The sequence below is a fragment of the Paenibacillus jepli genome (assembly GCF_047238105.1).
GTDB lineage: Bacteria > Bacillota > Bacilli > Paenibacillales > Paenibacillaceae > Paenibacillus_D.
In genome coordinates, this window is the sequence record NZ_JBDFMD010000001.1 from 4,118,996 (window position 1) to 4,144,219 (window position 25,224).

Sequence of the window (25,224 nt, forward strand, 5' to 3'; positions counted from 1 at the left end):
TTAAGTCTGTTACCGCCCCGCGAACTTCAACTCCTCATTCAACAACGCTTCCGCGACCTTGTAGCAGTCGTCCAGGTAAGCTTTGCCGGTGAAGTAGGTGATAGAGAAGCCGGCTGTGGCCGAGAGCGCCTGACCGATGAACGGGACGTACCTGGAGAGCTGGGTCGTCGCTGTCTTGCCTGCCTGCCGCTGCAGGAGGTGGATGATTCCCTGGAAGGAGATGGACTTCAGCAGGTTGTTGGCAGCGCTGGCGAGCGCCGGGACGATCTTCGCCCCGGTGCGGATCCGGTCCTCCGAGAGATCGAAGTTGCTGCGGATCTGATCCAGCAGCTTCTGCAGGATGCTGGCGTCGATGGCGATGTTAAGCCCGGGCACCGGATTGAGGCCGTTGGCGGCTGCCGCCGCGCTATTGAGCAGCAGCAGCTTCTCACAGGCCTTTTTTTTTCGTTTCAAAAAATCCAGCGAATACGCCTTGGCATTGCGTTCCCACTTGGCCTGCTTGGAAGCGGAGAGGCGGGCGTAGATCTCATCGATCAGCTCGCTCAGCCCCTCTTCGGTCACGCAGCTGGTGAAGATGACCTTTCTCTGTGCGCCGTAGCGCTCGCCCACTGCCAGGCGGATCTCTTCTTTGAGCTGATCACGGTTCTTCTGTTTCTTCGTATCGAACAGGGTATCCGTGAAGTTGCGGACGAAGATGCAGGGCTTGCGCTTGGCGATGATCTTGCGGAACAGCGCGTCATCGGCCTCGTGGAACTTGCCGGAGAACACGCAGAGGAACAAGTCGTAGCGGTCCAGATCGAAGCGCTCCCAGTAATCGTCGGCGGGAAAGGCGGAGGTGCCGTAGCCCGGGAGATCCGTCAACAGCAGAGAGCTGTCCTCGCCCCATGCCACGCTGCCCGCTTCCACCGTTGTATCGGTATTCGTCGAGACCTGGGCGACGTTATCGCCGATAATGGCGTTGATCAGCGATGATTTGCCCGCTCCCGGCTGTCCGAACAGGGCGATATTGATCGTGGTTTTCGATTCCTTTTCCAACGCTTTATAGATCTCATTCATGGATTGAAAGGTCAGATCAGAGTCCTTGCTCATCGTGGTTCCTCCTCCTAATTACACATTGCTGCTTATTACTCTTTATATAACCGGCTGGCGGCGGTCTCATTCATGGGCCGGATGACCTGCCAGATGATTGCCTCATCTCAAGCCTTGCTTCTGTTACTCTGATCATAATCAGAATCTTGACAGTTTGTAAAGCGGCGCGCTTAGCGAAGGGTGGGAGCATGTCTCGGCTGGGCGAGGCGAGCCTTCGATCCGTCGAGGCAGGTTTTTGCCTATCCGTGTCGAATGGTAGCAAGAACTAATCTCGGTATAAGACGCAGCAGGAAGAGTCAGGGAGGTAACCACGATGAAAATGGACGCGATCATCATCGATGACGATCAACCGGCCATCGAAGAGCTGGAGGATGCGCTGGCAGAGGCCGGACTGATCGGGCAGGTGCAAGGGTATACCCGGGCCAGGGATGGTCTGCAGGCAGTACAGGAGCTGCAGCCGGATGTCGTGCTGCTGGATATCCAGATGCCGGGGATCCACGGGCTGGAGGTAGCGGCGGAGCTGCAGCGCACCACACCCGGATGTGCGGTCGTCTTCGTGACGGCTTACGCCCAGCATGCGGTCGAGGCGTTCGAGCTGGCGGCGATCGATTATCTGCTGAAGCCGGTCGATCCTGTGCGGCTGCAGAAGACGCTGCAGCGTATCTGGCGGCGCAGAGAGCCGGAGGTCGAGACGGCTGCGATACCGGTGGCGATCCGGCTCTTCGGCTCGCTGCGGGTCAGGGGCTCCTACGGAGAGGTGAAGTGGCGGACGGCCAAGAGCAGCGAGCTGTTCGCCTATCTGTATCTTCATCCGGACGCTGCGCCGGAGCGCATCATCGATGACGTATTCATGGATGGCAAAACCGATAACGCAAAAGCCTATATGCACACCAGTGTATACCAGCTGCGCAAGAGTCTGGCTGCTGCCGGACTGGCCAGCCAGCTGACGATTGTCTATGACAAATTGCGATACAAGCTGAAAATGGACGGCCTGGACAGCGACCTGGCCCGGTTCGAACGCATCGCGGCCCTCCCCTCTGCAGACAAGGCAGCGCTCCATGAGGCGGTCGGTCTCTACAATGGCGATCTGCTGGAAGGCATCGGCAGCTTGTGGGTGGTGGAGCGGAGGGAGCAGTGCCGGAGGTACTTCGCCACCATGGCTTCACGGTTAGCGGAACTGCTGGAGGCCGAGGACGGGGTGCGCCAGGCACTGGAGATCGTGCAGAAGCTGCACCGTCATGATCCCCTGAGCGAGATGCTGGCGGTCCATGTCGCCCGGCTGTATGTGAAGTTGGGTCAGCACCGTCTGGCAGACGATTATGTCCAGCGTTATCTCCAGCGATATGAAGAAGAGCTGGGCCTGGGCAGCCATCGGGTGAGGGAAGAGTACAGGCGGTTGATCGAATGAGGCCTGCAAATATACCCTGGTGTTCCGTGATCGTTCAGTAGGCGCTTTCTACAGTAGCATGCGCCGCAATACGGGCACCATCACCGGTCAAAAAACTCCCCCGCCTCCAGCCGTTCCACGAACTGCTGCAGCCATTCGTAATAACGCAATCCGTCCCGCAGCTTGTGCAGATCCTGCAGCGCCAGCTTGCGCTCCTCATCCGGCGTATCGATCGCCAGGATCGTCTCGGTGAGCTCCGGGATGACTTCTTCGATCGCGCCGCGCATGACATCGATCTCCCGCTGCAGCTTGACGGTGAAGAAGTTGCGGAACGCCTGGAAGAAATCCGTCTCGGCCTGGTACAAATCCCGCCGTTCCCGCTTCTCCTCCAGCTTCGTCACCATCCGCGACTCCATCAGCGAGCGCACGGCATAGCTCATATTGCTCTTGCTCATATTCATATGGGTCTTCATCTCTTCGAGTGTCATCGGACGATCTTCAAAATACATGATGCCATACAATTGTCCAAAAGAATGCGTCGCGCCATACAAATCCATCGTATCGGCGATTGCCGCAATCACCCGCTCGCGCGCCCGCGTGCGCGGGTTATCTCCTGTCGCATCAAGCGCCATTTGGTCTTCCGCTTTGCGCGCTTTGTCCGCCGACGTGCCGGCACGCTGCCTATCCGCTTCCGCCTCTCCCGGCTTCCGCATCTTCCTCACCTGCCCTATCATGTATGCCTGATTTCCATTATACGTGATTGCTTCGTCCGCCACATCCCTTTTCCCGGACGCCTCTGGATTTACATGATCTTATCTTCCCGTTTACGCAGAGATAACCTTTTGCTTTCTGTTTGAGTGTACAATTTTATTTGTACGAAAGGCAAATTAAAAGGAAAATATCCTGATAATCAATATCGTTAAATTTTTATTGAATGGATGTGCGCCTAACGAGATGAAGAAAAACAAGCTCCTGCAAGACGTCAAAGCGACGTTGTTCACGCTGCCGGCCATGGTGCCGCTGGCGGTGTTCTGGCTCTTCCCGCTGGGCTATGCGTTCTATCTGAGCTTTACGGACTGGGACTTCATGGGGGAGGACAAGCCGTTCGTCGGGCTCGCCAACTATACTGCGCTGCTGGCCAATCCGGCCTTTTACAACTCGCTGAAGGTGACGCTGTTGTTCGCGCTGGGGAATGTCCTGCCTACGCTGGCGGGCGGACTGGCGCTGGCGCTCCTGATGAAGCGGGCTGTGCGGCTGGGCGGCGTGTACCGGGCCTTCATCTTCTCCCCCTGGGTGACGCCGATGGTCGCCGTGTCGATCGTCTGGTCCTGGATCTTCGAGCCGGAGAGCGGCCTCGCCAACAGCATCCTGCGTTTCCTCGGAATGGAGGGTCTGGGCTGGCTCAAGGATCCGGACTGGGCACTCATCGCCATCCTGATCGTCACGGTGTGGAAGTCGGTCGGCTGGGCGATGGTGTTCTTCCTGGTGGCGCTGCACAATGTGCCCAGGGATCTGCAGGAATCGGCACGGATGGACGGGGCAGGGAGCTGGAAGCTGTTCACGCGCATCACGCTGCCGCTGATCTCGCCGACGACCTTTTTCCTCTCGGTCGTGCTGATGATCTCCTCACTGCAGGCGTACGACCAGATCAACGTGATGACGCAAGGCGGACCGTCCGGCTCGACGCGGACGCTGCTGTACCTGTATTACCAGTCGGCCTTCGAAGGGTTCCGGATCGGCGAGGCATCGTCGGTGGCCGTGGTCCTCGTCTTCGGCTGCGCGCTGCTGTCAGTCGCTTCCTTTATCGTCAGCCGGCGGACCGTTCACTACCACTAATAGAGGTTGATCACCGAGATAGGAGGCACCACCCATGTTATCCGCTAACCAAACGCTCGGACCGGCGGTGCGGCATCTGCTGCTGATCCTGTTCTGTGCGCTCATGGCATTTCCGTTCTATTGGATGATCACCAATGGGCTCAAGACCAACGACGAGATCTGGCAGGTGCCGCCGACGCTGTGGCCGGAGCAGCCGCTCTGGAGCAACTTTGCCGAAGCGTGGCAGAGCGCGCCGTTTGGCCGCTATATGCTCAATAGTATCGTTGTCGCGGGCGCCATCGCGGTCATCCAGGTGTTCAACTCGGCGCTCATGGCGTATGCGCTCACGCATATGCCGTTCCGGCTCAAAGGCGCGATGACGGCGCTGATCCTGGTCAGCTACATGGTGCCGACGACGGCGGTCTATCTGCCGGGCTACGTCATCCTGTCCAATCTGAATCTGCTCGACAGCTATGCCGGACTGATTCTCTCCAACTGCGTCAGCGTGTTCGCGATCTTCCTGATCCGCCAGGCCTTCCTGCAGGTCTCGCATGAGCTGGTCGAGGCAGGTACGGTGGACGGCGCGTCCCAGCTCCGCATTCTCTGGACGATCATCGTGCCGCTTACCCGCGCGTCTTTTGCGGTGCTGGTGCTGATTACGTTCATTGATCAATACAACAATTACTTCTGGCCGATGCTGATCACCAAAGACCCCGATCTGCAGCTGGTTTCGGCCGGTCTGCGCAGCTTTTTCGTGGAGGGAGGTGCATACGGGCTGAAGTGGCCGCTCATCATGGCTGCCAGCGCGTTTACGATCGCTCCGCTGCTGCTGCTGTTCCTGCTGACCCAGAAGGTCATCATGCAAAGCGTCAATATGTCTGCCGGGGCCAATAAAGGTTGAATCGGCGGGCAGCTATCCAACATCATTATGGGAGGTTACAAACCAATGGTAACAATGGTAAGGACAAAACAAGGCATCGCTGCGGCGATGACGGCCAGCCTGCTGCTGCTGAGCGCATGCGGCGCGGGAACGACGACTAATGACAACACAGGCGGTGCTGCATCGCCAGGTACGAATGGTGAAGCGAGTGCGTCGGCAGAGCCGGTAACGATCGAATTCTGGTACGGGCTCGGCGGCAATCTGGGCGACAACATGAAGGCGCTGATCGACAAGTTCAACGCATCGCAGAACGAAGTCATCGTCAAGGGTGTGGTGCAGGGAGATTACACGGAGACTGAGCAAAAGCTGCAGGCGGCCATCGCGACCAGCAACGTTCCGGCAGCGGTACTGGCTTCCAACCATGACTGGGCGCGCAGAGGCTACTATGCTTCGCTGGACGAGCTGATCGCACAGGATCCGGATTTCCAGGCGGACGACTTCGTGCCGGCATTTCTGGAGCAGGGCAAGGTGGACGGCGAGCAGTTCTTCCTGCCGATGTACGGGACGACGCAAGTGATGTACTACCGCAAGGATGCGCTGGAGAAGATCGGCGTGAAGCCCGAGGAGCTGACCACCTGGGAAGCGCTGGCGGAGGCGGCGGAGCGGATGACGGTGAAGGAGAACGGCAAGACGGTATTCTACGGCTGGGAGCCGATGTGGGGCAGCGGCAATATGATCGACGCAGCGCTGAGCCGCGGCGGGACGATCCTGAGCGAGGACGGCAAGACGGTGATGATCGATTCGCCGGAGTGGATCGAGACGTGGGACGCATTTCGCAAGTGGATCCATGAAGACCAGATCATGCGCATCCATCATGGCGGCCAAGGCTGGGAGTACTGGTACAAGACGATTGACGATGTGATGAAAAATCGTGCCGCGGGCTACACCGGCTCGAGCGGCGACCAGGGCGATCTCGATTTCGAGCAGCTCGGCGCGATGGTCCAGCCGGGCTGGGAAGGCGTAGGCGAGGGCAAGCCGGTGGCCAGCGCCCTGCTGGCTGGCATCCCCGCCAAAGCGAGCGATGAACAGCAGCAGGCAGCGTTCAAGTGGCTGACGTTCTTCAACAGCAGCGAAAACACGGCCTGGTGGTCGATGAATACGGGCTACATCGCAGTCCGCGAGTCGGCGCTTGAGGATCCGGACTTCAAGGCCTATAGCGAAGCCAACCCGCACAGCAGGGTGCCGCTGATGCAAGCCTCGCAAGCGTCGCTGCCATTCACCGATCCGACAGGCGGCAAGATTAACGACGCGCTGACGATCGCCGTCGACAAGGTGCAGATCGAGAACATCCCGGCCGAGACGGCGCTCCGCGAAGCCAAGCAGACGGCTCAGGCGGCATTGGATCAAGTCAAATAAGGCAGGCAAGACATGACATGTAGAATCCACTTCTCTGCATCACTTCGTGATCAATAGCGGGCTTTTTAAACAACCTCTTAAAGGAGTGGATAGGCTATGTATGAGCTCATCGTGAAGGGGCAGCGCCAGCGTATCGGGGCCCTCGTGTTCGACAAGGACGGGACGCTGCTGGACATGTTGTCCATGTGGGGGACATGGAGCGGATATATGCATCAGGAATTCAGGCATCGCCTTGAGAGCAGGGGGCTGGCCGCGCGCGCGGCGGATCTCGCTTCGCTATGGGGGCTCATGCAGGACGGCAACGGGGAGGCGTCAGGCTACGACCGCCAGGGACCGCTGGCCATGGGGACGATGGACGAGCTCTACACGCTGCTGACATGGGAAGGGTACCGGGCCGGACTGTCCTGGGGCGAGGCCAAACAGCTGGTCTATGCGTGCAGCCGTGCCGCCGATGAAGCGATGGAGCGGGAGCGCCCGGCCCGCCTCATCGGCGGTGCGGGAGCCTTCCTGGAGCAGTGTCGGGCGGCGGGCCTGCCGCTGGCCCTCGTCACGGCGGATGAGACCGGCGCGGCGCTCCGTCATCTGGACTGGCTGGGACTGGACGGCGTCTTCGATGCGGTCATCGGTACGGATCAGGCGGAACGGGGCAAGCCGTTCCCCGATCTGCTGCTGCTCGCGTGCAGCAGGCTGGGCATCCCGCCGGCACAGACTGCCGTGATCGGCGATACCAACGGCGATATGATGATGGGCCGGGCAGCCGGGTCGCCGGTGCGGATCGCGCTGGATCTGACGGCCGGCGGCGAGGATGCAGCACGACCGGCAGACCCCGGCGGGAGCTTCCCCGATGCGACGCATCTCATCCGCGGGTATGATCAGCTGCAGCTGGGGTGTCTGGTCCTATGAAAGCCGACCCTGCAGTAGGGATGAGTATCGGCTGGGTGTTCCTGGGGCTGGCGATCCTGCTCGAGCTCTCAGGCACCGTGTCGATGAAGCTGTCGGAGGGCTTCACGCGGCTATGGCCTTCGGTGCTGATGTTCGTGTTCTACGGCATCAGCTTCACCAGCCTGAACTTCGCCCTCAACTATATGAGCATTAGCGTCGCCTACGCCACCTGGTCCGGCGTAGGCATCGCGCTCATCGCTGTCGCCGGGATCTGGCTGTTCGACGAACGGTTGTCGCTGGCTTCCGTGATATGGATCTGCGTCATTATCATGGGCGTGGTCGGCCTCAGCATGAGCGCCAAGACGCATTGAGATGGATAGGAGAATGGAATCTGCAGAGGAGGCATGGATCATGAATCAACACGAAGAACGGAAGGGCGGTGCCCTGCGCGCCTGCTTCCAGGTCATCACGGATACACATGTCCGCGAGGATGACAACCACCTGTACAACCGCCATTTCGACCAGGCGCTGAAGGACATCCTGGCGAGCGGCTATGCCGGGCAGAGCAGCGGCATCATGCATGCCGGGGATATCACCGATCACGGCTTGGCGGAGGAGTACGAGGCGCTGGATCGGATCATCGCCGCCAACCGCGAAGGTCTGCCGCCGCTCCGCTATTGCGTCGGCAATCATGACGTCGCGCTGGGCAGATGGGATTACCGGATCGGCCATTATGAGCAGCATACCGGTATGCGTGGTACGTATCACGATCATTGGGTGGACGGTTATCATTACATCTTCCTGGGTACGGAGGCGGGGCTCGACCGCTTCGCGAGTCTGAGCGAGCCGCAGCTGGCCTGGCTCGATGCGAAGCTGTCAGAGGTAGCGGAGGATGCCGCGCCGGGTCAGCCGGCGTTCGTCTTCCTGCACCAGCCGCTCAAGAACACAACCGCTGGCTCGCTGGAGGCGCAGGCCTGGTTCGGCGTCGAGCAGGACGAGGCACTGCGGGCGGTGCTGCTGCGCCATCCGCAAGCCATCCTGTTCACCGGCCACACGCACTGGCATCTGGAGAGCGAGCGGACGATGCATCAGCTCGGCGAGCATGGGCAGGGGCCGCATCTGTTCAACGCAGGCTCGGTAGCCTATCTGTGGACGGACGCAGACGACCAGCCGTCCCCGGCGGCGTCCGATGAGCCGGCATCCGAGATGGCGCACGAGCCGGGTAAACCGGCATCCGAGATGGCCCAGCTCGCCGCTGTCGCCCAGCAGTGGGATGATGCCTACGTGCTGGGCAGCCAGGGCTACTACGTCGAGATCTATGACGATGCCGTCCTCGTGCGCGGCCGCGATTTCACGCGCGGTACCTGGATCGAGACGGCGCAGTTCCGTATCGCGCTGCCTGTCGGTGTCGAAGTCAAGACGGAGACGCAGAAGGTCGAGGAGCAGATAGGTTAAGACGTCCGCACATAGGTCATGATGAACTCCCTTCCCGGGACCGGGAGGGGAGTTTTTGTCGGAGGGAATCAGCCGATGTTGCGCGACAGTACGAGCATTTCCTCAAGTAGAAATCCTTAGTGCGAGTGTTTTTTATTCACCCGGTATGGGTACGTTATACTATATACCCTGCAAATATTTACCGTTCCCGTACAGGCCCGGTCGAATCCCGCACGAGCAGGCGGGTGGGCAGGAGAATCTCCTGGTAGACCTCGTCCGGGTTGTCCATGCGCCACATCAGCTGGTGAAGCGCCTTGCGCGCGAACTGGCCGATATCGATCTCCATGGTGGTCAGCTTGGGATGGCACATGTCCGAGAAGTGCGTATGGTCGAAGCCGCAGATCGAGACCTCCTCCGGGATCCGCCGTCCGGCGGCATGCAGGGCACTGCAGACATAATAGGCAAATCCGTCGTTCATGCCGAACCAGGCGGTAGCCGCATCGCCTGCTTGCTCCAGCGCCCTCCTGATGGCCGTTGCTTCCTCAGGGACGCGTGCATGCATCAGCGGCTCCGATGGCTCGAGGCCGTGCTCCCGAAGCGCCAGCAGATAGCCCTCGTAGCGTTCCTGGTAGCTGGGAGAAGCCTCGACATTGCCGATGATGCCGATCTCGGTATGGCCCAGATCGAGCAGATGCTTCACCGCCATATACGCGCCGAACCGGTTGTTGGTCAGCACCGCGTCGGCATGCAGCATCGGATGATGATGGTCGATCAGGACGGTAGGCACGCGCTCCGTCAGGATCCGCTCGGTATAGGTCGTGCTGATATGAGACAGCACGAGCAGACCGTCGACTTTGTTGTCCTCCAGAAAGGCGGGCAGCGTCAGCCCGTCGCGCATGGCGGGCGAGATCGATTGGATCTGCAGATTGAAGTTATGTTTCTGCGCTTCCCGTTCGACGTCGACATAGATCTTGCCAAAAAAATTCTCCATCGAAAATGCGTATTCGGATGCGATCAGACCGATTCGCCGGGCAGGCGCGGCCTTCCGATCCGATATTTTTCCTTTATAATGGTAACCCATCTCCTGTGCAGTCTTCATAATCAACCGGCGGGTTTCCTCGCTGACTCCGTCTTTGCCGGTCAAGGCCTGGGACACGGAATTCTTCGAGAGCTGCAGTCGATCCGCGATATCCTGCATCACGATTTTCTTTGGCATCCTTATACATACCCTTTCCCAATTTCATTTTGTAACGTTACAAATCATCATACAGATTATTTTGTGAATTGTAAAGATGTGCAGTCCTGTTTGAATGTTGACAGCGCTAACAGGAAGGGATATAATTCAGTTGTAATCTTAAAGTAACGTTACTAAGTGGTTTTGATTCATTACAAATATAGATAAATGGAGGTCTTTCACTTGAAAAAACGATATTCAGCTACGGCCGCGCTGCTATTGGCGTCTTCGCTCGTCCTGGGAGCTTGCTCGGGCAACAACGTCAGCCCCGGCGGCGACAACGGCGCAACCTCAGGGGAGAAAGTGCAGGTCCGACTGGCGACCTGGGCAGGAGCGGATGAGGCGAACGAGCTGCAGGAGATCATCGATGAGTTGAATGCCAACTCGACGACGTATACCCTCGTACAGGATTCCAATCCGGCCGAGTATGATACGCGCATCATTACACAACTGTCGGGTAATTCGGGTCCGGACCTGTTCTGGATCAGCGCCCAGCGCGCGGCGCAGTTCTCGGCCCAGGGCGCGATGCTCGACATTACCGACCGTCTGGCTGCATCGGATCATCCGGCCGCCCAGATCGACGATTATTACGAGGCATCGCTGCAGCCATTCACGCATGAAGGCCAGCAGTACGGCCTGCCCTGGCTGCAGCAGCCGGTCATGATGTATGTCAACAAAGGACTGTTCGACGAAGCGGATCTGAGCTACCCGGACGAGAATTGGACCTGGGAAGACTTCAACGCGGCGATGACTGCCCTGACCAAGGACGGCAACGGCAATAATCCCGGAGATGATGGCTTCAATGCCGGCAACACCGTGCAGTGGGGCTTCACGCTGAACGGCTGGCCGCCTGTGCAGATGTTCGTCTGGCAAAATGGCGGAGAGGTGCTGACCGAGGATGGCCAGTCGCCGATCGATTCGCCGGAAGCGACGGAGGCGCTGCAGTTCTATGCCGAATTGCTGAACGGACCGCTGACGCCGTCCCAGCAGCTCATCCGCGACCGCGGATTCGATACGATGTTCCGCAACGGTCAGGTAGCGATGTTCATGGGCGGCGCCGCCGATGATCTGGATTCTACTGTAGAGAATGTCGAGGCGTTCATGGTGCCGGCCGGACCGACCGGTATCCATGCGACCTTCGGCGATGTGCTGGGGATGGGCATCAATGCGAAGACCAGCCATGCGGATGCGGCGTTCGACGCGCTGCTCGACCTGACAGATGCGATCCACCACTGGAAGATCATGCCGCCCCGCGAGTCGCTGGGCACGCTGGAGACGCTGCAGGAGATGCATCCGCAGAAGGCGCAGTCCTTGGAGGCGATCATTGCTTCCATGGAATATGCGCGGCCGTATCTGTTCTCCGAGCAATACCCGAGCTGGGACAATGTATTCACAACACAGCTGATCGATCCTATGGTCAACTCGGGGACCGATCCGCTCGATTTGATCCCGCAGGTCAAGCCGCTGCTGGAGAACGCGATGCAATAAATGGATGGTTACAGCATAGGGAGGCACCATTCGTGCCTCCCGTACGCATGAAATGGACCGTTTTTGGTTTCCGGCCCTGCAAGTGAACGGTTTGTGGGGATTTCTATGGGCGAGGTGGGAATGGCATGGAAAATTACATCGGCACGCTTGTCCGCTGGGGCGTTCTGCCGGTTGTGCTTGTGGGCATCGGCTTTTTGCTCTATTTTATCGCCACGCGTCTGGGATGGGGCAAGCGGCAGGCGATCGGTCTGGCACTGATATCGCCGTGGATTGTCGGGTTTCTCGTATTTACGTTGTATCCGCTCTTTAACTCGCTGTACCTCAGCTTTACACAATCGAGCATCTTCGGCGGGAGCCGCTGGATCGGTCTCGACAACTACGTAAAGCTGTTCACGACGGATGTGGAGTTCTGGCCGTCGATCCGGATTACGCTGCTCTACGCGCTGTTGTCCTTGCCGCTCGGCGTGCTCGGGGCGCTGCTGGTGGCGATGCTGCTGAACAACAAGCTGAAGGGCATCGGCACGTTCCGGACGATTTACTTCCTGCCGGCGGTCATGCCGGAGGTGGCGGTCGCCCTGATCTGGCGCTGGATGTTCAACAGCGAGACAGGCATCATCAACTTCGCTTTGTCTCCGGCCTTCAATCTGTTCGGCCTGAACAGTCCGAACTGGTTCGGGGATCCGAACTACGTCCTGCCCGCCTTCATTATCATGAGTCTATGGGGCATCTTCGGCGTGAACACCGTCGTCTTCCTCGCAGGGCTGCAGGGCGTGCCTCGCTCTCTCTATGAGGCGGCGGAGATTGACGGCGCGGGAGCGTTTACGAAGTTCAAAAATATTACGGTGCCGCAGATCTCGCCGGTCATCCTGCTGCAGGTCATCATGGGCATGATCGGAGCGCTGCAGATCTTCACCGTCGCCATGTTCGTACGACCGACTACCGGCGCAGGCAAATTCATGAATCAGCTCGTCTATGAGCGCGGCTTCACCCAGATGGCGATGGGAGAGGCGTCCGCGATAGCATGGGTGCTGTTCCTGATCATCCTGGTGATGACGCTGCTGGTCTTCCGGTCCAGCCCGGCCTGGGTACACTACGAGTCGGACGTCAAGCGCTAGGGAGGAGGAGATAACGATGTCGAACAGCACAACAAGTCAGCCGTCTGCGGCACAAGCCAGAGGTTCAAAACGGTTCAAGCGGCTGCTTATCTATATCCTGATCACCCTGCTGGCGGTAGTTATCCTGGTACCCTTCTTCTGGATGATCTCCACCGCGCTGCAGGCGGACGGCGATATCTTCGCATGGCCGCCGCAGTTTATACCGGATCCGCCGCAATGGAGCAATTTTGCTGAAGCCTGGACGGCAAGGCCGTTCACTGTGTATCTGGCTAACACCGCCTTCATCGTCGTGCTCGGCTTGATCGCCGAGCTTGTGAGTGCGACCGTGGTCGCCTACGGGTTTGCGCGGTTCCGTTTTCCGGGGAGTACCTTTATTTTCCTGGTCTTGCTGGCTACAATGATGCTACCCTTTCATGTGACGCTCATCCCAACCTTCCTGATCTGGCAGCAGCTGGGGCTGACCGGCGAGTTCGATCCGCTGGTGCTGCGGGCTTGGACAGCGTGGGGGCCGTTCTATATTTTCCTGCTGCGGCAGTTCTTCATGACGCTCCCCCGGGAGCTGGACGATGCGGCAGAGATGGACGGCGCGAATTTCTTCCAGACTTTCTATTATGTGATGCTGCCCCAGATCAAGCCGGCGCTGCTGGCTGTCGGGATCTTCGCATTCCGGGGCTACTGGAACGACTTCCTGGGGCCGCTGGTGTATCTCACGGACAGCAATCTGTACACGATGAACCTGGGTATGTATTTCTTCATGGGCGGGATCAACGAAGCGCCGCAATGGAACTATCTGATGGCCATGTCGACGCTGGTGGCGCTGCCGGTCATCATCCTGTTCTTTGCCGCTCAGCGATATTTTATTGAGGGGATTACATTTACGGGTATAAAAGACTGAGGGAGTCAACTGAAAGGGCAGAGGTGAGAAGCGTAGCAGCTTGGCGCAAGATTCTCGCAGCCCCTGCGTGGGCAGGGTCTACGATGCCAACTGCCGTATGGCAGGTAAATCGGAGATAGGAGGAGAGCTATATTGACTAGAGAACAGAGCATAAAGCTGGTGCGTGCCGCGGCCAACCCGATCATCGCTCCGGCGGATGTCGCCCCGTCGTATCCCGACTGGGAGGTGCTGGGCGTGTTCAACGCCGGCGTGCACCGTCATGACGGCGAGACGGTCTTGCTGCTGAGGGTGGCGGAGCGTCCCCGCCAGTCCGATCCGGCGCATGTGCTGATCCCGGTCCTGAATGAAGAAGGGACAGCGGCAGACCGGCAGGCGCAGCCGATGCGGATCATCGCGCTCGACCGGGAAGACGAGTCGCTGGACTTCAGCGACCCGCGCGTGGTGCGGGACAGCGAGGGCAATACGCTGTATCTGACCTCGATCTCGCATCTGCGGGCAGCAAGGAGCCGCGACGGTCTGCGCTTCGAGGTCGATGCGTCGCCGACTGTGCTGCCTGCAGGGCGGCTGGAGGCCTGGGGCATCGAGGACCCCCGGATCACCCGCCTGGAGGACCGATATTACACGACGTACAGCGCCGTCTCCGAGAAAGGCGTCGCGGTGGGACTGCTGAGCAGCAGCGATCTGAATACGTATGAGCGGGAGGGGCTGATCCTGGCGCCGACCAACAAGGATGTCGCCCTCTTCCCGGAGAAGATCGGCGGCAAGTACTGGATGCTGCACCGGCCGGTGCCGGAGGGGCTGGGCTCCCCCGAGATGTGGGTCGCTTCCTCGCCGGACCTGATCCACTGGGGCGATCACCGCTTCCAGATGGGGCTGCGGCCGGGGCTGTGGGACAGCGCCCGGATCGGCGCCGGCTGTGTGCCGATCAAGACGGACGAAGGCTGGCTGATCCTGTATCACGGCGCCGATGATCAGCATAATTATGCGATGGGGGCCGCGCTGGTGGATCTGGAGCGTCCTGACCGCGTCCTGGCCCGGATGGAGCAGCCGCTCATGGTGCCGGAGGCGGAGTATGAGACGAGCGGCTTCTTCGCCAACGTCGTCTTCGCCTGCGGCGCCGTCGTCGACGACGATAAGATCATGATGTATTACGGTGCTTCAGACGATACGATGGCGGCGGTACAGTTCAGTTTCCGGCAAGTAATGGAGCAGCTGAGCCAGACTCGGCAGAAAGGACTGGATGGATCATGATGCAACAGACATCGCAAGGACTGCAGAGCGTAGCGGAGCTGGTCACCGATTACCGGGTCAAGACCGCCCGGCCGCTCGAAGCTGCCAAGCTGCAGATGGTAGGGGTGCAGGGCAGGGACGTATACAATATCGCGGGACCGATCCGGGACGAGGGCGAGTGGGTCATCCCCGGACGTGTGGAGCATCGGGACAGCGAGATCTCGGAGATACACTTTTTCGTCCAGGAGGGTGAGGTGTGGGTGCCGCGGGCCGGGGCCCCTGTATATGCTCTGCAGGATCCGTTCTTCACTTACATCGGCGGCGAGCTGGTGCTGGGCGGGGTGCAGACGTTCCCGCATCCCGAGCGTGAGGGCCATCTCGGCTGGCGCACCGTGTTTATGAAAGGCGCTTCAATCGCCGAGCTGAAGCCGTTCTTCCAGGGGCCGGACTTCATGAAGGACCTGCGGCTGGTCGAGCTGGATAGCGGCGGGATCGGCGTGTTCACCCGTCCGCAAGGGGCCAAGGGCGGTCGCGGACGGATCGGATTCACACAGGTGGACAGCTTGGCGGCATTGACGGTCGAAGCGGTCGATGAGGCGCCGGTATTTGACCAGTTCCTCCTGGAGGAATGGGGCGGCGCCAACGAGATCCATCGTCTCGCGGGCGGCAAGCTTGGCGTGCTTGGTCACATTGCCTCTTTTTGCATCGCGGGCAACCGGCATTATTATCCAATTGTGTTTGCTGTTGATCCTGAGACGGGGGACCATACCCCGATGGAGGTCATCGCCGAACGGCAGGATTTCCAGCCGGGACCGGCCAAGCGGCCCGACCTGGCCGACGTCGTGTTCAGCGGCGGTCTGGTCAGACACCCGGACGGTACTGCCGATCTCTACGCGGGCACCAGCGACGCCGAGGCGCAGGTACTGCGGATCCGGGATCCTTTTTTGAAGTATGAGAGGTAGACGTGAGGCATGCAGGATGAGGCACAACGCGCGCCTGGTGGAGCGGGTCGTGCCTTTTGTTGCGGCTCCTGTCGAGATGGCGCGGCGACGAACTCGAAATTTCATATTCATGTGCTATAAAATCAGCATTTTGACCAAACGAATGCGAAAAATCGTGCTTATTGCGCCAATTTTATCCTATTGGCGGAAATAAACACGATTTTTCATGTTTAATGCGCGCCAGTCGGTAGCAACGGATGGTTGCTCGGGGGTGTCGAGGCTGCGGTAGATCTTGTGATCGGGATTCTCCAGGACGGCGGCCGAAAGCTTGGAATACTAGAAAAGGGTCGTTGGAGCGGATCAAGTCGTAGATTGCGACACAATAGCGGCAGAAAGGGCCGTTGGAGCAGTTCAAGCCGTAGATTGCGATGCAATAGCGGCAGAAAGGGTCGTTGGAGCAGTTCAAGCCGTAGATTGCGATGCAATAGCGGCAGAAAGGGTCGTTGGAGCAGCTCAAGCCGTAGATTGCGACACAATAGCGGCAGAAAGGGTCGTTGGAGCAGTTCAAGCCGTAGATTGCGATGCAATAGCGGCAGAAAGGGTCGTTGGAGCAGCTCAAGCCGTAGATTGCGATGCAATAGCGGCAGAAAGGGTCGTTGAAGCAGCTCAAGCCGGGGATCTCGTGGCACTTGCGACTGGTCCGACCGTTCACCGCGCTCCTTAAGTACCCTTTCTTCCCTCAGCGCGCCGGAGTTGGGCGTCTTTCAAGGAAGCCGCCAGGCGTTTTTCTAAAAATAGCGTGCCCAGCTAAACACGCATTCTCTAGCCGGTGAAAGTCCGGTCGCGGGAGGGGCCAAGCCCCCGCGTAGCTAGGATACTTGCGTATGGCGAAATCTGTGCGTAAAAGCGTATCGACGAAAGTACCTGCCAGAGGCAGGGCGAGCAACATACCAGGCCGTAACATGAAGTGAATCCTGCCGCGTCGTCAAAAAGGCCTCGCAAGAGGGAAAAGAGGAAGCTGAGTCTCGTGTTTTTAGACGAAGGCCAAGGAAGCTGCTAAGAACTTGGAGCGGCAGCGAAGAATCCTCCGGCGTAGAGGGGGCGGCATGGTATGAAAGAGGATGCAGTGAACTGGGGAGGCCCTCCCCTGCACGAAGTTTTTTTTTCGTAGCGAGATGCTCTATAAGCCCAGAAGGTGAAATGAACCATCTGCAAGAAGGGAGTCCGAGGGGCTCATAGTACCGATGAACGCAGGACAACACAACCTGCGGGAGGGAAGGCGCCCTGCTTTGTTCACGTTTCTTAAGGAGGTACGAGTCAGTGAATGCCAAAAGGCTAACAACACCAAAGAAAAACGTTCAACAACTCCAAGAGAAACTAGGTCATGCGGCCAAGGAAAACAAGAAGCGAAGATTTCACGCACTGTATGACAAGGTCTACCGGCTAGACTTTCTGTGGGAAGCATGGCAAAGAGTACGAGCCAACAAGGGCTCAGCTGGAGTAGACGGAGAAACGCTAGCGGACATCGAAAAGCAAGGAGAGGCACTCTTCGTGCACGAATGTCAGCGGCTACTTAAAGAAGGCGAGTATCGTCCGCAACCAGTAAGACGCCACTACATCCCAAAGAAGGATGGCAAAAAGCGACCGCTAGGTATTCCTACGGTCAGAGACCGCGTCATTCAGATGGCAACCAAGCTCGTCATTGAGCCCATCTTCGAAACGGATTTTCAGGAAACGTCATTCGGGTTTCGGCCAAAGAGAAGTGCGAAGGGAGCGCTGGAACGTATCCGAAAAGCATGCAACCGCAAAGGGAATTGGGTGGTCGACGTCGACATCCAAGGTTACTTCGACAACATCAATCAAGAGAAGCTCATGAAGCTGGTGGAAATGCGAATTAGCGACAGGCGAATCTTGAAGCTGGTGAGGAAGTGGTTAGGTGCGGGGGTTATGGAAGAAGGAAACGTTCGACGCTCAGATTTAGGCACACCTCAAGGTGGAGTCATTTCTCCGCTACTTGCGAACATCTACCTAAATTACTTTGACATCCTTTGGGAACGACATGGTAGTAAGGTTGGGCAACTGACGCGTTACGCAGACGACTTCGTAGTCATCTGCAAGACGAAGAAGGATGCGGATCGGGCATGTGAACTCATTAGAGCAATCATGGAACGCCTAGAGTTAACGCTGCATCCAACCAAAACGCGTATTGTCGGACTATGGACAGGAGAAGAAGGCTTCGACTTCCTAGGCATGCACCATCGAAAGACGAAAGCGGAGACATCCAAGGGTAAAGTATACTTTACGACCCAGCAGTGGTTGTGCCGGAAGGCCGAAGAGCGAATTAGAGAGGTCGTGAAGGAGCGACTCGCTCCACCGAGCATGCGGCATAAGTCATTCCACGAGCATCTGGAATATCTAAACCCGAAAATACAAGGCTGGCGCAATTATTATTATACCCCCTACAGCCAAAAGATGATGGCAAAGCTGGACTGGTACATCCTCCAGCGACTCACAAAATGGTATGCCAAGAAGCGTCAACGATCTCGATGGATAAGCTCGTTACGCGAAGTGAGACTGTTGACCACACAATGTGGACTTAAAACGCTTTTGTAATCTGCATGCACATGAATGACGAACATCGGAAAGCCGTATGAGGGAAAACCTCACGTACGGTTTGATGAGGAGGGGCTGGGCTCCACCCAGCCTTTCACTCTAGCTAGAAAGTATATGATTCTCCTATCTACTTGGCTTGTATTTCTCCGGAATGAAACTTGCGACGCCGCCAGAGGACGGCGATAGCCGTTTCACCTTGGGCAAGGTCTGGCGGTGCTTGCAGGTCTTCCCGATCAGCCGATCTCTGAATGACGGTTGCCAAAACCCACACAGTAATATATCATGATATATTATTATGAGCCATACTGGCAGTAGGGTTATGGAAATGAGGGATCAGGATGGAGGATACATCGTCCAAGCCGTTGTATGAGAAAATCTTTGAAAAGGTAAAGCAGGATATTCTGGATGCAAAATACGGGGTCGGCGACCGGATCCCATCGGAGAAGGAGCTGGCGGACGAGTACGGCGTCAGCCGGATTACCAGCAAGAAAGCGCTGGAGCTGCTGGCGGGCGAACGGCTGATCATCCGCAAGCCGGGCAAAGGCTCGTTCGTCGCCGATGCGGAACGGGATTTTGGCGATAGCGCGGTTGTCCTCCAGGAGCGGCAGGCTGCGGCGCCGGCCAAGGAGATGACCACGATCGGCCTGGTGATCACCGACTTCGGCAACAGCTACGGCACCGGCCTCATCTATGGGATGGAGGAGGCCGCTCGCTCCCATGATTGCTTTCTGGTGCTGCGTCGCTCGTTCGGCATCCCGGAGAATGAGGAGGAGTCGATCCAGAAGCTGCTCAAGCTGGGGGTGGACGGCCTGATCATCTTCCCGGCGCAGGGCGAGTACTTCAATGCCGAGATCTTGAAGCTGGTCATCGAGCGGTTCCCGCTGGTGCTTGTCGACCGCCATCTCAAGGGTGTCGCTGCTGCCTCGATCGCCACCGCGCACGCGGCTGCCGCCAGAGAAGCAACAGAGTACTTGTTTGGTCTGGGACACCGCCACATCGCCTTTCTCTCGCCTCCGCCCATGGACACGACAGCGGTCGAAGAGCGCATCGAAGGGTTCATCCAGGCGCATGCCGAGCAGGGAGTCATCGTCGACCGGAGCCTGTGGGTCAGCAATATCACGTCCACGCTGCCCGATTCCTTCAACGAAGACAATATCGAACGGGATATCGCCATCATCATGGAGCATCTGCAGCAGCGCCCGGAGATTACCGCCGTGTTCGCCGTGGAATACAATATCGCGCTGCTCGCAAAGGTAGCTATCGAACGGCTGGGCCGCCGCATCCCGGAGGACTACTCCATCGTCTGCTTTGATTCGCCTGCGACGTGGCTGGGCGGAGGCTACGCCTTCACGCACATCCGCCAGAGCGAGGAGCAGATCGGCCGCCTGGCAGTCGAGAACGTCTTGCGCATCATGAAAGGCGACGCGGTGCCCAATAAGACGCAGCTTGAGGCCGAGCTCATCCTCGGCGAGTCGACGGGGCCGGCGCGGGCCTAACACTTGGCTTTCCCATATAAAGGCTTCCTGCGGGAGGCCTTTTTTTGCTTCTAAGTATGCATAAACCAGCACAAAACGGATCGTGCGGCGGGGCCGGTAGAGGAGCTGTAAGGGAGAAAAGGTTCGTTGGAGTGTGCGGTGCGGGCAACCGCCGCCAGCTTGGCGCAGGGAGGATTGTGAACAAGGTCCGGGGGCGCGAGAGGCGTCGTTAAGGGGATCCGAGGTCGCCCGTTGTGTCTGTCCAATCCATCCTGTTTCCAGCTAAGTTTGTTTTGGTAGATAATATGTTATATTAGCTTACAACTTTCACCAAAAAATAAATATTGACATTAGGTTAATATGCCAATATACTAACTCGTGTAAGCGTTAACTATTACTCAAATGGACGGTGGAGTACATTGCCAATGACACAACAACCATTGCCGACCGGCCTATCCCATCTAATCGACACTGTAAGGGAACGGCTGCCGGCAGGGGCCAGGCGGGCCGCGATGTTCGAAGCCTGCTTCGCCAATACGTGGAACACGACGATCGCCAGAGAGGATGACGGTACGACATTCGTCATCACGGGAGACATCCCGGCGATGTGGCTGCGCGACTCGACTGCTCAGGTCCGCACCTATCTGATCGCAGCAGGCGAGGACGAAGAGGTCGCTGAGATGATCCAGGGGCTGGTGGAACGGCAGTTCCGGATGATCCTTGCCGACCCTTATGCAAACGCATTCAATCGGTCCGCCAACGGCCATGGCCATCAGGACGACCTGACGGATAGCGGCCCGCTCGTATGGGAGCGGAAGTATGAGATCGATTCCCTCTGCTATCCGATCCAGCTTGGCTACCTGCTCTGGAAGAACACGAGCCGGCATGCGCACTTCAACGCCACGTTCCGGCAGGGCGTCGAGACGATCCTGCAGCTGTGGCGGACGGAGCAGCATCACGAGACCGGGTCCCCGTACCGGTTCGAGCGGCTGAACTGCCCACCGACCGACACGCTCGTCCGCGAGGGCAGGGGCAGCGAGACCGCTTACACCGGCATGACCTGGTCGGGCTTCCGGCCGAGCGATGACGCCTGTACGTACGGTTATCTCGTGCCGTCCAATATGTTCGCCGTCGTCGTGCTCGGCTATGTGTCGGAGATCGCGACGACAATCTGGGGCGATCCGGAGCTAGCCGGCGAAGCCGCTGCACTAGCAGCAGAGATCGAAGCCGGCATCCGCGCGCATGCCGTCGTAGAGCATCCCGTCCACGGGCTCATCTACGCCTACGAGACCGATGGCCTGGACCATCACCATCTGATGGATGACGCCAATGTGCCGAGCCTGCTCTCGATCCCGTATCTCGGCTACGCCACGGAGGATGACGCGCTCTATCAGCGCACCCGCGCTTTCCTGCTGAGCAACGACAATCCGTATTACTACGAGGGGGAAGCGGCATCGGGGATTGGCAGTCCACACACGCCGGACCGCTACATCTGGCCGATCGCGCTGGCGATGCAGGGGCTGACCTCAGCGGACCCCGCCGAGCGGGAGCGCATCCTGGAGCTGCTGGAGCGGACGGACGCCGGCACCGGGATGATGCACGAGGGCTTCCATGCCGATGATCCGGCACGTTACACGCGGGAATGGTTCTCCTGGGCCAATATGATGTACTGCGAGCTGGTCCTGCTGCAGTTAGGCTACAAGGTTCGCATATAAAAAAAGGGAGGCAACACACATGAAAAAGAGATGGATGAGCTTGACGGCTACGCTTCTGACAGCGGCCATGATCGTTGGATGCAGCGGCAACAGCGGTGGGGGAGCAAGCGAAGGCGGCACCAATACCGGTGAAAGCGGCGGTGAAGCCAGCGGCAATCCGGTCGAGCTGACGTTCTGGGGAGACTGGGGCGGTGAAGGCCAGGTCCAGTTCGAGACGATGGCGAACGCCTTCAACGAATCCCAGGACCGCATCCGCGTGAAGTACGTGCTGCAGCAGGATATGATCACCAAGTTCCTGACTTCCGCGACCTCGGGCGGCTCGCCGGACATCCTGTTCTGGGACCGCTGGCGGACATCGCTTTATGCACCCAAGAACGTCCTGCACCCGATCGACGAGCTGATGGCCCGCGATGGCATCGAGCGCGACAACTACTTTGAGGAGTCGCTCAAAGAGCTGACCTATGACGATAAGCTCTACGGCCTGCCGCTCACGGTCGATGCGCGGGCGCTGTTCTACAACAAGACGATGCTGGAAGAGGCTGGACTGGAGCCGCCGACGACATGGGAAGAACTCGCAGATGCGGCCAAGACGCTGACCAAGTGGAACGGCGACCGGCTGGAGGTGGCTGGCTTCTCGATGAGCGATCCGGGACTGTTCAGCATGTATCTCCAGCAGGCGGGCGGCCAGATGCTGACCGAGGACGGCAAGACCAACTTCAACAATGAGCAGGGCCTGGAGGTGCTGTCGTTCTGGGATCGGCTGATGAATCAGGATAAAGTGTATCGGATCGGCTTTGAACAGGGACTCGGCGAAGGCACGGACGCCTTCGTAACCGGCAGGCTGGCGATGCATTTCACCGGTCCATGGATGCTGAGCACGTATCAGAAATACGGCAGCGAGCTGGACTTCGGCGTCGTACCGCCGCCAGCTGGTCCGAATGGCGACCAGGCCAGCGTCATGGGCGGCTTCGGCCTCGTCATCCCCGAAGGCTCCAAGAACAAGGACGAAGCCTGGGAGTTCATCAAGTGGTGGCTGGCCAACAAAGACAATGCGATGCTCTGGGCGCAAACCTCGCTCAACCTGCCGGGCTACAAGCCGGCCCTCGAGGATCCGTTCTTCGCGGATGACCCGCAGTGGCAGCCGTTCCTGGAGACGCTCGAGTTCGCCAAGATCCGTCCGCAGCACCCTGGCTACTCGGTCATGGAGGTGGATGGTCTGATCCCGAATCTGGAGCTGTTCATCCAGAACAAGCAGAGCGCCGAGGATACGCTGGCCAAGTCGCAGACCCAGGGCGACAAGCTGCTGAAGGACAACGAAGTCGTCGAGTAGCATAAGCGCCATCATAAGCGCCATCCGTCCCCGGCAGCCGGCTCAAGCTTGGCCCGGCAGCCGGGGATGACTTGCCGGGTAGGCGCGTGCGAGATGAGGAGGGTTAGCGATGTCAGCGATCAACAAGCTGGAGCGTCATCAGGCGAGAACCGCGTATTTGTTCATCACGCCGACCATGCTGTTGTTCATCGTATTTATGGTCATCCCTGTTGTGATGGCCTTGTATCTCAGCTTTACCAACTATGACGTGCTCAGCCGGATGGACTGGGTCGGTCTGGACAACTACCGCAGACTGTGGGACGACAGCCTGCTCTGGCTGACCTTCCGCAATGTGCTGTTATATGCGGTGATCTTCGTGCCGCTCAACATCGTCCTGTCGTTCGGCCTGGGGCTGCTCGTCAATCATGCCTGGCGCGGGGTCAAGCTGTTCCGCACCTTGTATTATCTGCCCACACTGACCTCGGCGGTCGCAGCTGCGACCGTATGGCTGTGGCTGCTCCACCCGGAGTTCGGCCTGGTCAACGGGCTGCTGTCTTACGTCGGCATCGTCGGTCCGGCGTGGGTCGCGCAGACGGAGACGGCGATGCTGGCGATCGTCCTCGTCACACTCTGGCAGTCGGTCGGCGCCAATATGATCATCTATCTGGCAGGCCTGCAGGGCGTGCCGGGTCATCTGTACGAATCGGCGCGGCTGGACGGCGCGAACCGGTGGGATATGGTGAGGTATATCACCTGGCCGCAGCTGCGGCCGACGACGTTTCTCGTCAGCACGATGGCGATCATCGGGGCGCTGCAGTTGTTCGACCAGGCGTTTGTTCTCACCCAGGGCGGCCCGGCCAATGTGACGAAGACACCGGTTTATCTGATCTACCAGCAAGGCTTTAACCAGCTGCAGATGGGCTATGCCTCCGCACAGGCATTTGTACTCGCGATGGCCATCCTCATCTTCTCGATGATCAACATGAGGATCACCAAAGCGGAAGAGTCGGTGATATAGGAGGTGGAATCCAAATGGAAGCAACCGGACGCTTAACCGGGGGCAGGGCGCTGCGGCGGACGCTCTTTTATCTTTTGGCTATTCGGATTTTATGGTGAAAAGTTAAGCACAGATATTAAAGTATAAAATCGGATTAAATAGTTGAAATCAACGTACTTTTTTTTGCGCTAGATTGTGTTACTGCAATTAGTAACTGTGATTATTTTACATCTCCATTTCGGATGGTTTCCTCTATATGCAGCAAGCATAAAGAATATACTAGAGGTCAAGGACGGAGTTGACTTATGTTTTCGACAGGAGTATTATGGATTCATAAACATATCAAAAAAAATTGATTAGGGGGTGTGGGCCTTGGATCAATGCATAACGGATATTCCAAGAGTCCGTCGAGGTGATGTGCCCCTTCCACAAGAAGAGGCAATTCAAAGAATAGCTTCTGTGACAAAGGCTTTTAGTGATCCAATTCGTTTAAAAATGGTTTACTTGCTTTCAAAGCAATCTGATTTGTGCACCTGTGAGTTTGAAGAATTATTGGACCTGAGCCAGTCCAAAGTATCGTATCACCTTAAAATATTGCTTGACGCTGGAGTTATCGATCGCGAAATCCACGGTTCATGGAGTCATTACAGCCTTCGAAATCCTAAAATATTGGAACAGGTTCATGCCTTGTCCCAATGATAAAAAGCGAGTGTTTCGGTGCTGGCTTTTTATTTTAAGATTCACATCAATTTTTTTTGATGTCATAATACTCTGACTTGTATTGGGGATTCTTAGATTAACAACTTACGATGTCCCGGTTACTCATGAAACCCGTTCAACTGTTACTGCATTATTAAGTTTTTGGTTATGCCAGGTAATCTTTTGCCTTTTAGAATGAAATTGGAATTACTTATGTTATTCAAATCAAAAAAAGTTGATAAACACCTTTAATTAAGGAGGAATGGAATAAATGAAGAAAGAAGTTCTTCGAGTAAGTGGTATGGATTGTCCTTCCTGTGCAAAGGATATCGAAAAAACGGTAGCGAAGCTAAACGGGGTTGAGAAAGCAGAGGTAAACTTTATTGCTGAGAAATTAACCGTCACATATGATGATTCTCAATTGCCCCGTGAAAAAATCGAGGAAAATTTAAAGAAAATCGGACATCCAGTCGTTAAATAATAAATTGATCCGAGATCCTAATATATATGCGATTACCTGGCGTAATCAAAAACTTGGCTTGCAGTTATAATTGAAAGCTTATTTTCCTAGGAGAAAGGGAAAGTTGATTAAACATAAATTCCTAATCAA

The 25,224-nt window shown here is 57.6% G+C and carries 22 protein-coding genes; 19 read left to right on the top strand and 3 right to left on the bottom strand.

The genetic code is table 11. The annotated features are described in order from the left end of the window. Positions 1–9 precede the first annotated feature (9 nt). Positions 10–1,089: a GTPase gene (locus ABC336_RS17915; RefSeq protein ID WP_413239939.1), complete on the bottom strand. Its 1,080-nt coding sequence runs from the start codon at positions 1,087–1,089 to the stop codon at positions 10–12. 313 nt (positions 1,090–1,402) lie between these two features. Between ABC336_RS17915 and ABC336_RS17920 the strand changes: the two genes are divergently transcribed. Beyond that, positions 1,403–2,497, top strand: coding sequence for a response regulator (locus ABC336_RS17920; protein ID WP_413239940.1), 1,095 nt, complete (start codon positions 1,403–1,405; stop codon positions 2,495–2,497). A gap of 80 nt (positions 2,498–2,577) precedes the next feature. Here the strand turns inward: ABC336_RS17920 and ABC336_RS17925 are convergent, their stop codons facing one another. Beyond that, positions 2,578–3,108, bottom strand: a complete 531-nt coding sequence (locus ABC336_RS17925; protein WP_413242548.1) for a GbsR/MarR family transcriptional regulator — start codon at positions 3,106–3,108, stop codon at positions 2,578–2,580. A gap of 322 nt (positions 3,109–3,430) precedes the next feature. Here ABC336_RS17925 and ABC336_RS17930 point away from each other — a divergent pair, with 322 nt between their 5' ends. The 6 genes from ABC336_RS17930 to ABC336_RS17955 all read left to right on the top strand — a co-directional run bounded on the left by ABC336_RS17930 (position 3,431) and on the right by ABC336_RS17955 (position 8,924). Next, positions 3,431–4,312: a carbohydrate ABC transporter permease gene (locus tag ABC336_RS17930; protein ID WP_413239941.1), complete on the top strand. Its 882-nt coding sequence runs from the start codon at positions 3,431–3,433 to the stop codon at positions 4,310–4,312. 34 nt (positions 4,313–4,346) lie between these two features. Then, on the top strand, positions 4,347–5,192 hold the full coding sequence (locus ABC336_RS17935) for a carbohydrate ABC transporter permease (RefSeq protein ID WP_413239942.1): 846 nt from the start codon (positions 4,347–4,349) through the stop codon (positions 5,190–5,192). Positions 5,193–5,246: 54 nt separating this feature from the next. Continuing rightward, positions 5,247–6,587: an ABC transporter substrate-binding protein gene (locus ABC336_RS17940; protein WP_413242549.1), complete on the top strand. Its 1,341-nt coding sequence runs from the start codon at positions 5,247–5,249 to the stop codon at positions 6,585–6,587. A 96-nt stretch (positions 6,588–6,683) separates the two neighbouring features. Next, positions 6,684–7,490: an HAD family hydrolase gene (locus tag ABC336_RS17945; protein ID WP_413239943.1), complete on the top strand. Its 807-nt coding sequence runs from the start codon at positions 6,684–6,686 to the stop codon at positions 7,488–7,490. Beyond that, a complete protein-coding gene (locus ABC336_RS17950; RefSeq protein WP_413239944.1) occupies positions 7,487–7,840 on the top strand; it encodes a DMT family transporter in 354 nt (117 codons plus the stop codon). The genes ABC336_RS17945 and ABC336_RS17950 overlap by 4 nt, the downstream gene beginning before the upstream one ends. A 40-nt stretch (positions 7,841–7,880) precedes the next feature. After that, a complete protein-coding gene (locus ABC336_RS17955) occupies positions 7,881–8,924 on the top strand; it encodes a metallophosphoesterase family protein (RefSeq protein ID WP_413239945.1) in 1,044 nt (347 codons plus the stop codon). 178 nt (positions 8,925–9,102) lie between these two features. On the opposite strand, the gene ABC336_RS17960 is transcribed toward ABC336_RS17955, so the two are convergent. Beyond that, complete coding sequence (locus ABC336_RS17960; RefSeq protein ID WP_413239946.1) at positions 9,103–10,119, bottom strand: LacI family DNA-binding transcriptional regulator; 1,017 nt, start codon at positions 10,117–10,119, stop codon at positions 9,103–9,105. 201 nt (positions 10,120–10,320) lie between these two features. On the opposite strand from ABC336_RS17960, the gene ABC336_RS17965 reads away from it, so the two are divergent. The 12 genes from ABC336_RS17965 (at position 10,321) to ABC336_RS18020 (ending at position 25,095) form a co-directional block, all read left to right on the top strand. Continuing rightward, positions 10,321–11,625 (top strand): ABC transporter substrate-binding protein, encoded by a 1,305-nt coding sequence (locus ABC336_RS17965; protein WP_413239947.1) that lies wholly within the window; start codon positions 10,321–10,323, stop codon positions 11,623–11,625. 125 nt (positions 11,626–11,750) lie between these two features. Continuing rightward, entirely contained in the window at positions 11,751–12,740 is a 990-nt protein-coding gene (locus tag ABC336_RS17970; protein ID WP_413239948.1) for a carbohydrate ABC transporter permease, read from the top strand. A 16-nt stretch (positions 12,741–12,756) separates the two neighbouring features. Beyond that, positions 12,757–13,635, top strand: a complete 879-nt coding sequence (locus ABC336_RS17975) for a carbohydrate ABC transporter permease (protein ID WP_413239949.1) — start codon at positions 12,757–12,759, stop codon at positions 13,633–13,635. A 132-nt stretch (positions 13,636–13,767) separates the two neighbouring features. Next, positions 13,768–14,886, top strand: coding sequence for a glycoside hydrolase family 130 protein (locus tag ABC336_RS17980; protein ID WP_413239950.1), 1,119 nt, complete (start codon positions 13,768–13,770; stop codon positions 14,884–14,886). Then, positions 14,886–15,827: a DUF1861 family protein gene (locus ABC336_RS17985; RefSeq protein WP_413242550.1), complete on the top strand. Its 942-nt coding sequence runs from the start codon at positions 14,886–14,888 to the stop codon at positions 15,825–15,827. The genes ABC336_RS17980 and ABC336_RS17985 overlap by 1 nt, the downstream gene beginning before the upstream one ends. Before the next feature lie 1,299 nt (positions 15,828–17,126). Further along, positions 17,127–18,419 (top strand): group II intron reverse transcriptase/maturase, encoded by a 1,293-nt coding sequence (ltrA, locus tag ABC336_RS17990; protein ID WP_413239951.1) that lies wholly within the window; start codon positions 17,127–17,129, stop codon positions 18,417–18,419. Between the two features lie 338 nt (positions 18,420–18,757). Beyond that, on the top strand, positions 18,758–19,915 hold the full coding sequence (locus ABC336_RS17995) for a GntR family transcriptional regulator (protein WP_413239952.1): 1,158 nt from the start codon (positions 18,758–18,760) through the stop codon (positions 19,913–19,915). A gap of 404 nt (positions 19,916–20,319) precedes the next feature. After that, entirely contained in the window at positions 20,320–21,609 is a 1,290-nt protein-coding gene (locus ABC336_RS18000; RefSeq protein WP_413239953.1) for a glycoside hydrolase family 125 protein, read from the top strand. A 19-nt stretch (positions 21,610–21,628) separates the two neighbouring features. Further along, entirely contained in the window at positions 21,629–22,939 is a 1,311-nt protein-coding gene (locus ABC336_RS18005; protein WP_413239954.1) for an ABC transporter substrate-binding protein, read from the top strand. Between the two features lie 109 nt (positions 22,940–23,048). Further along, entirely contained in the window at positions 23,049–23,936 is an 888-nt protein-coding gene (locus tag ABC336_RS18010; protein WP_413239955.1) for a carbohydrate ABC transporter permease, read from the top strand. A gap of 351 nt (positions 23,937–24,287) precedes the next feature. Continuing rightward, on the top strand, positions 24,288–24,614 hold the full coding sequence (locus ABC336_RS18015) for an ArsR/SmtB family transcription factor (RefSeq protein WP_051627660.1): 327 nt from the start codon (positions 24,288–24,290) through the stop codon (positions 24,612–24,614). 271 nt (positions 24,615–24,885) lie between these two features. Then, on the top strand, positions 24,886–25,095 hold the full coding sequence (locus ABC336_RS18020; protein WP_029594547.1) for a heavy-metal-associated domain-containing protein: 210 nt from the start codon (positions 24,886–24,888) through the stop codon (positions 25,093–25,095). The last annotated feature ends 129 nt before the right edge of the window (positions 25,096–25,224 follow it).

Bases quoted from the DNA above. Each gene is read 5' to 3' on its own strand.
- ABC336_RS17995 (WP_413239952.1), top strand. From the start codon at position 18,758: ATGGAGGATACATCGTCCAAGCCGTTGTATGAGAAAATCTTTGAAAAG.
- ABC336_RS17985 (WP_413242550.1), top strand. From the start codon at position 14,886: ATGCAACAGACATCGCAAGGACTGCAGAGCGTAGCGGAGCTGGTCACC.
- ABC336_RS17955 (WP_413239945.1), top strand. From the start codon at position 7,881: ATGAATCAACACGAAGAACGGAAGGGCGGTGCCCTGCGCGCCTGCTTC.
- ABC336_RS17930 (WP_413239941.1), top strand. From the start codon at position 3,431: ATGAAGAAAAACAAGCTCCTGCAAGACGTCAAAGCGACGTTGTTCACG.
- ABC336_RS17935 (WP_413239942.1), top strand. From the start codon at position 4,347: ATGTTATCCGCTAACCAAACGCTCGGACCGGCGGTGCGGCATCTGCTG.
- ABC336_RS17960 (WP_413239946.1), bottom strand. From the start codon at position 10,119: ATGCCAAAGAAAATCGTGATGCAGGATATCGCGGATCGACTGCAGCTC.
- ABC336_RS17970 (WP_413239948.1), top strand. From the start codon at position 11,751: ATGGAAAATTACATCGGCACGCTTGTCCGCTGGGGCGTTCTGCCGGTT.
- ABC336_RS17945 (WP_413239943.1), top strand. From the start codon at position 6,684: ATGTATGAGCTCATCGTGAAGGGGCAGCGCCAGCGTATCGGGGCCCTC.
- ABC336_RS18010 (WP_413239955.1), top strand. From the start codon at position 23,049: ATGTCAGCGATCAACAAGCTGGAGCGTCATCAGGCGAGAACCGCGTAT.
- ABC336_RS17920 (WP_413239940.1), top strand. From the start codon at position 1,403: ATGAAAATGGACGCGATCATCATCGATGACGATCAACCGGCCATCGAA.
- ABC336_RS17925 (WP_413242548.1), bottom strand. From the start codon at position 3,108: ATGGCGCTTGATGCGACAGGAGATAACCCGCGCACGCGGGCGCGCGAG.
- ABC336_RS17915 (WP_413239939.1), bottom strand. From the start codon at position 1,089: ATGAGCAAGGACTCTGATCTGACCTTTCAATCCATGAATGAGATCTAT.
- ABC336_RS18005 (WP_413239954.1), top strand. From the start codon at position 21,629: ATGAAAAAGAGATGGATGAGCTTGACGGCTACGCTTCTGACAGCGGCC.
- ABC336_RS17975 (WP_413239949.1), top strand. From the start codon at position 12,757: ATGTCGAACAGCACAACAAGTCAGCCGTCTGCGGCACAAGCCAGAGGT.
- ABC336_RS18020 (WP_029594547.1), top strand. From the start codon at position 24,886: ATGAAGAAAGAAGTTCTTCGAGTAAGTGGTATGGATTGTCCTTCCTGT.
- ABC336_RS18000 (WP_413239953.1), top strand. From the start codon at position 20,320: ATGACACAACAACCATTGCCGACCGGCCTATCCCATCTAATCGACACT.
- ABC336_RS17950 (WP_413239944.1), top strand. From the start codon at position 7,487: ATGAAAGCCGACCCTGCAGTAGGGATGAGTATCGGCTGGGTGTTCCTG.
- ABC336_RS17940 (WP_413242549.1), top strand. From the start codon at position 5,247: ATGGTAAGGACAAAACAAGGCATCGCTGCGGCGATGACGGCCAGCCTG.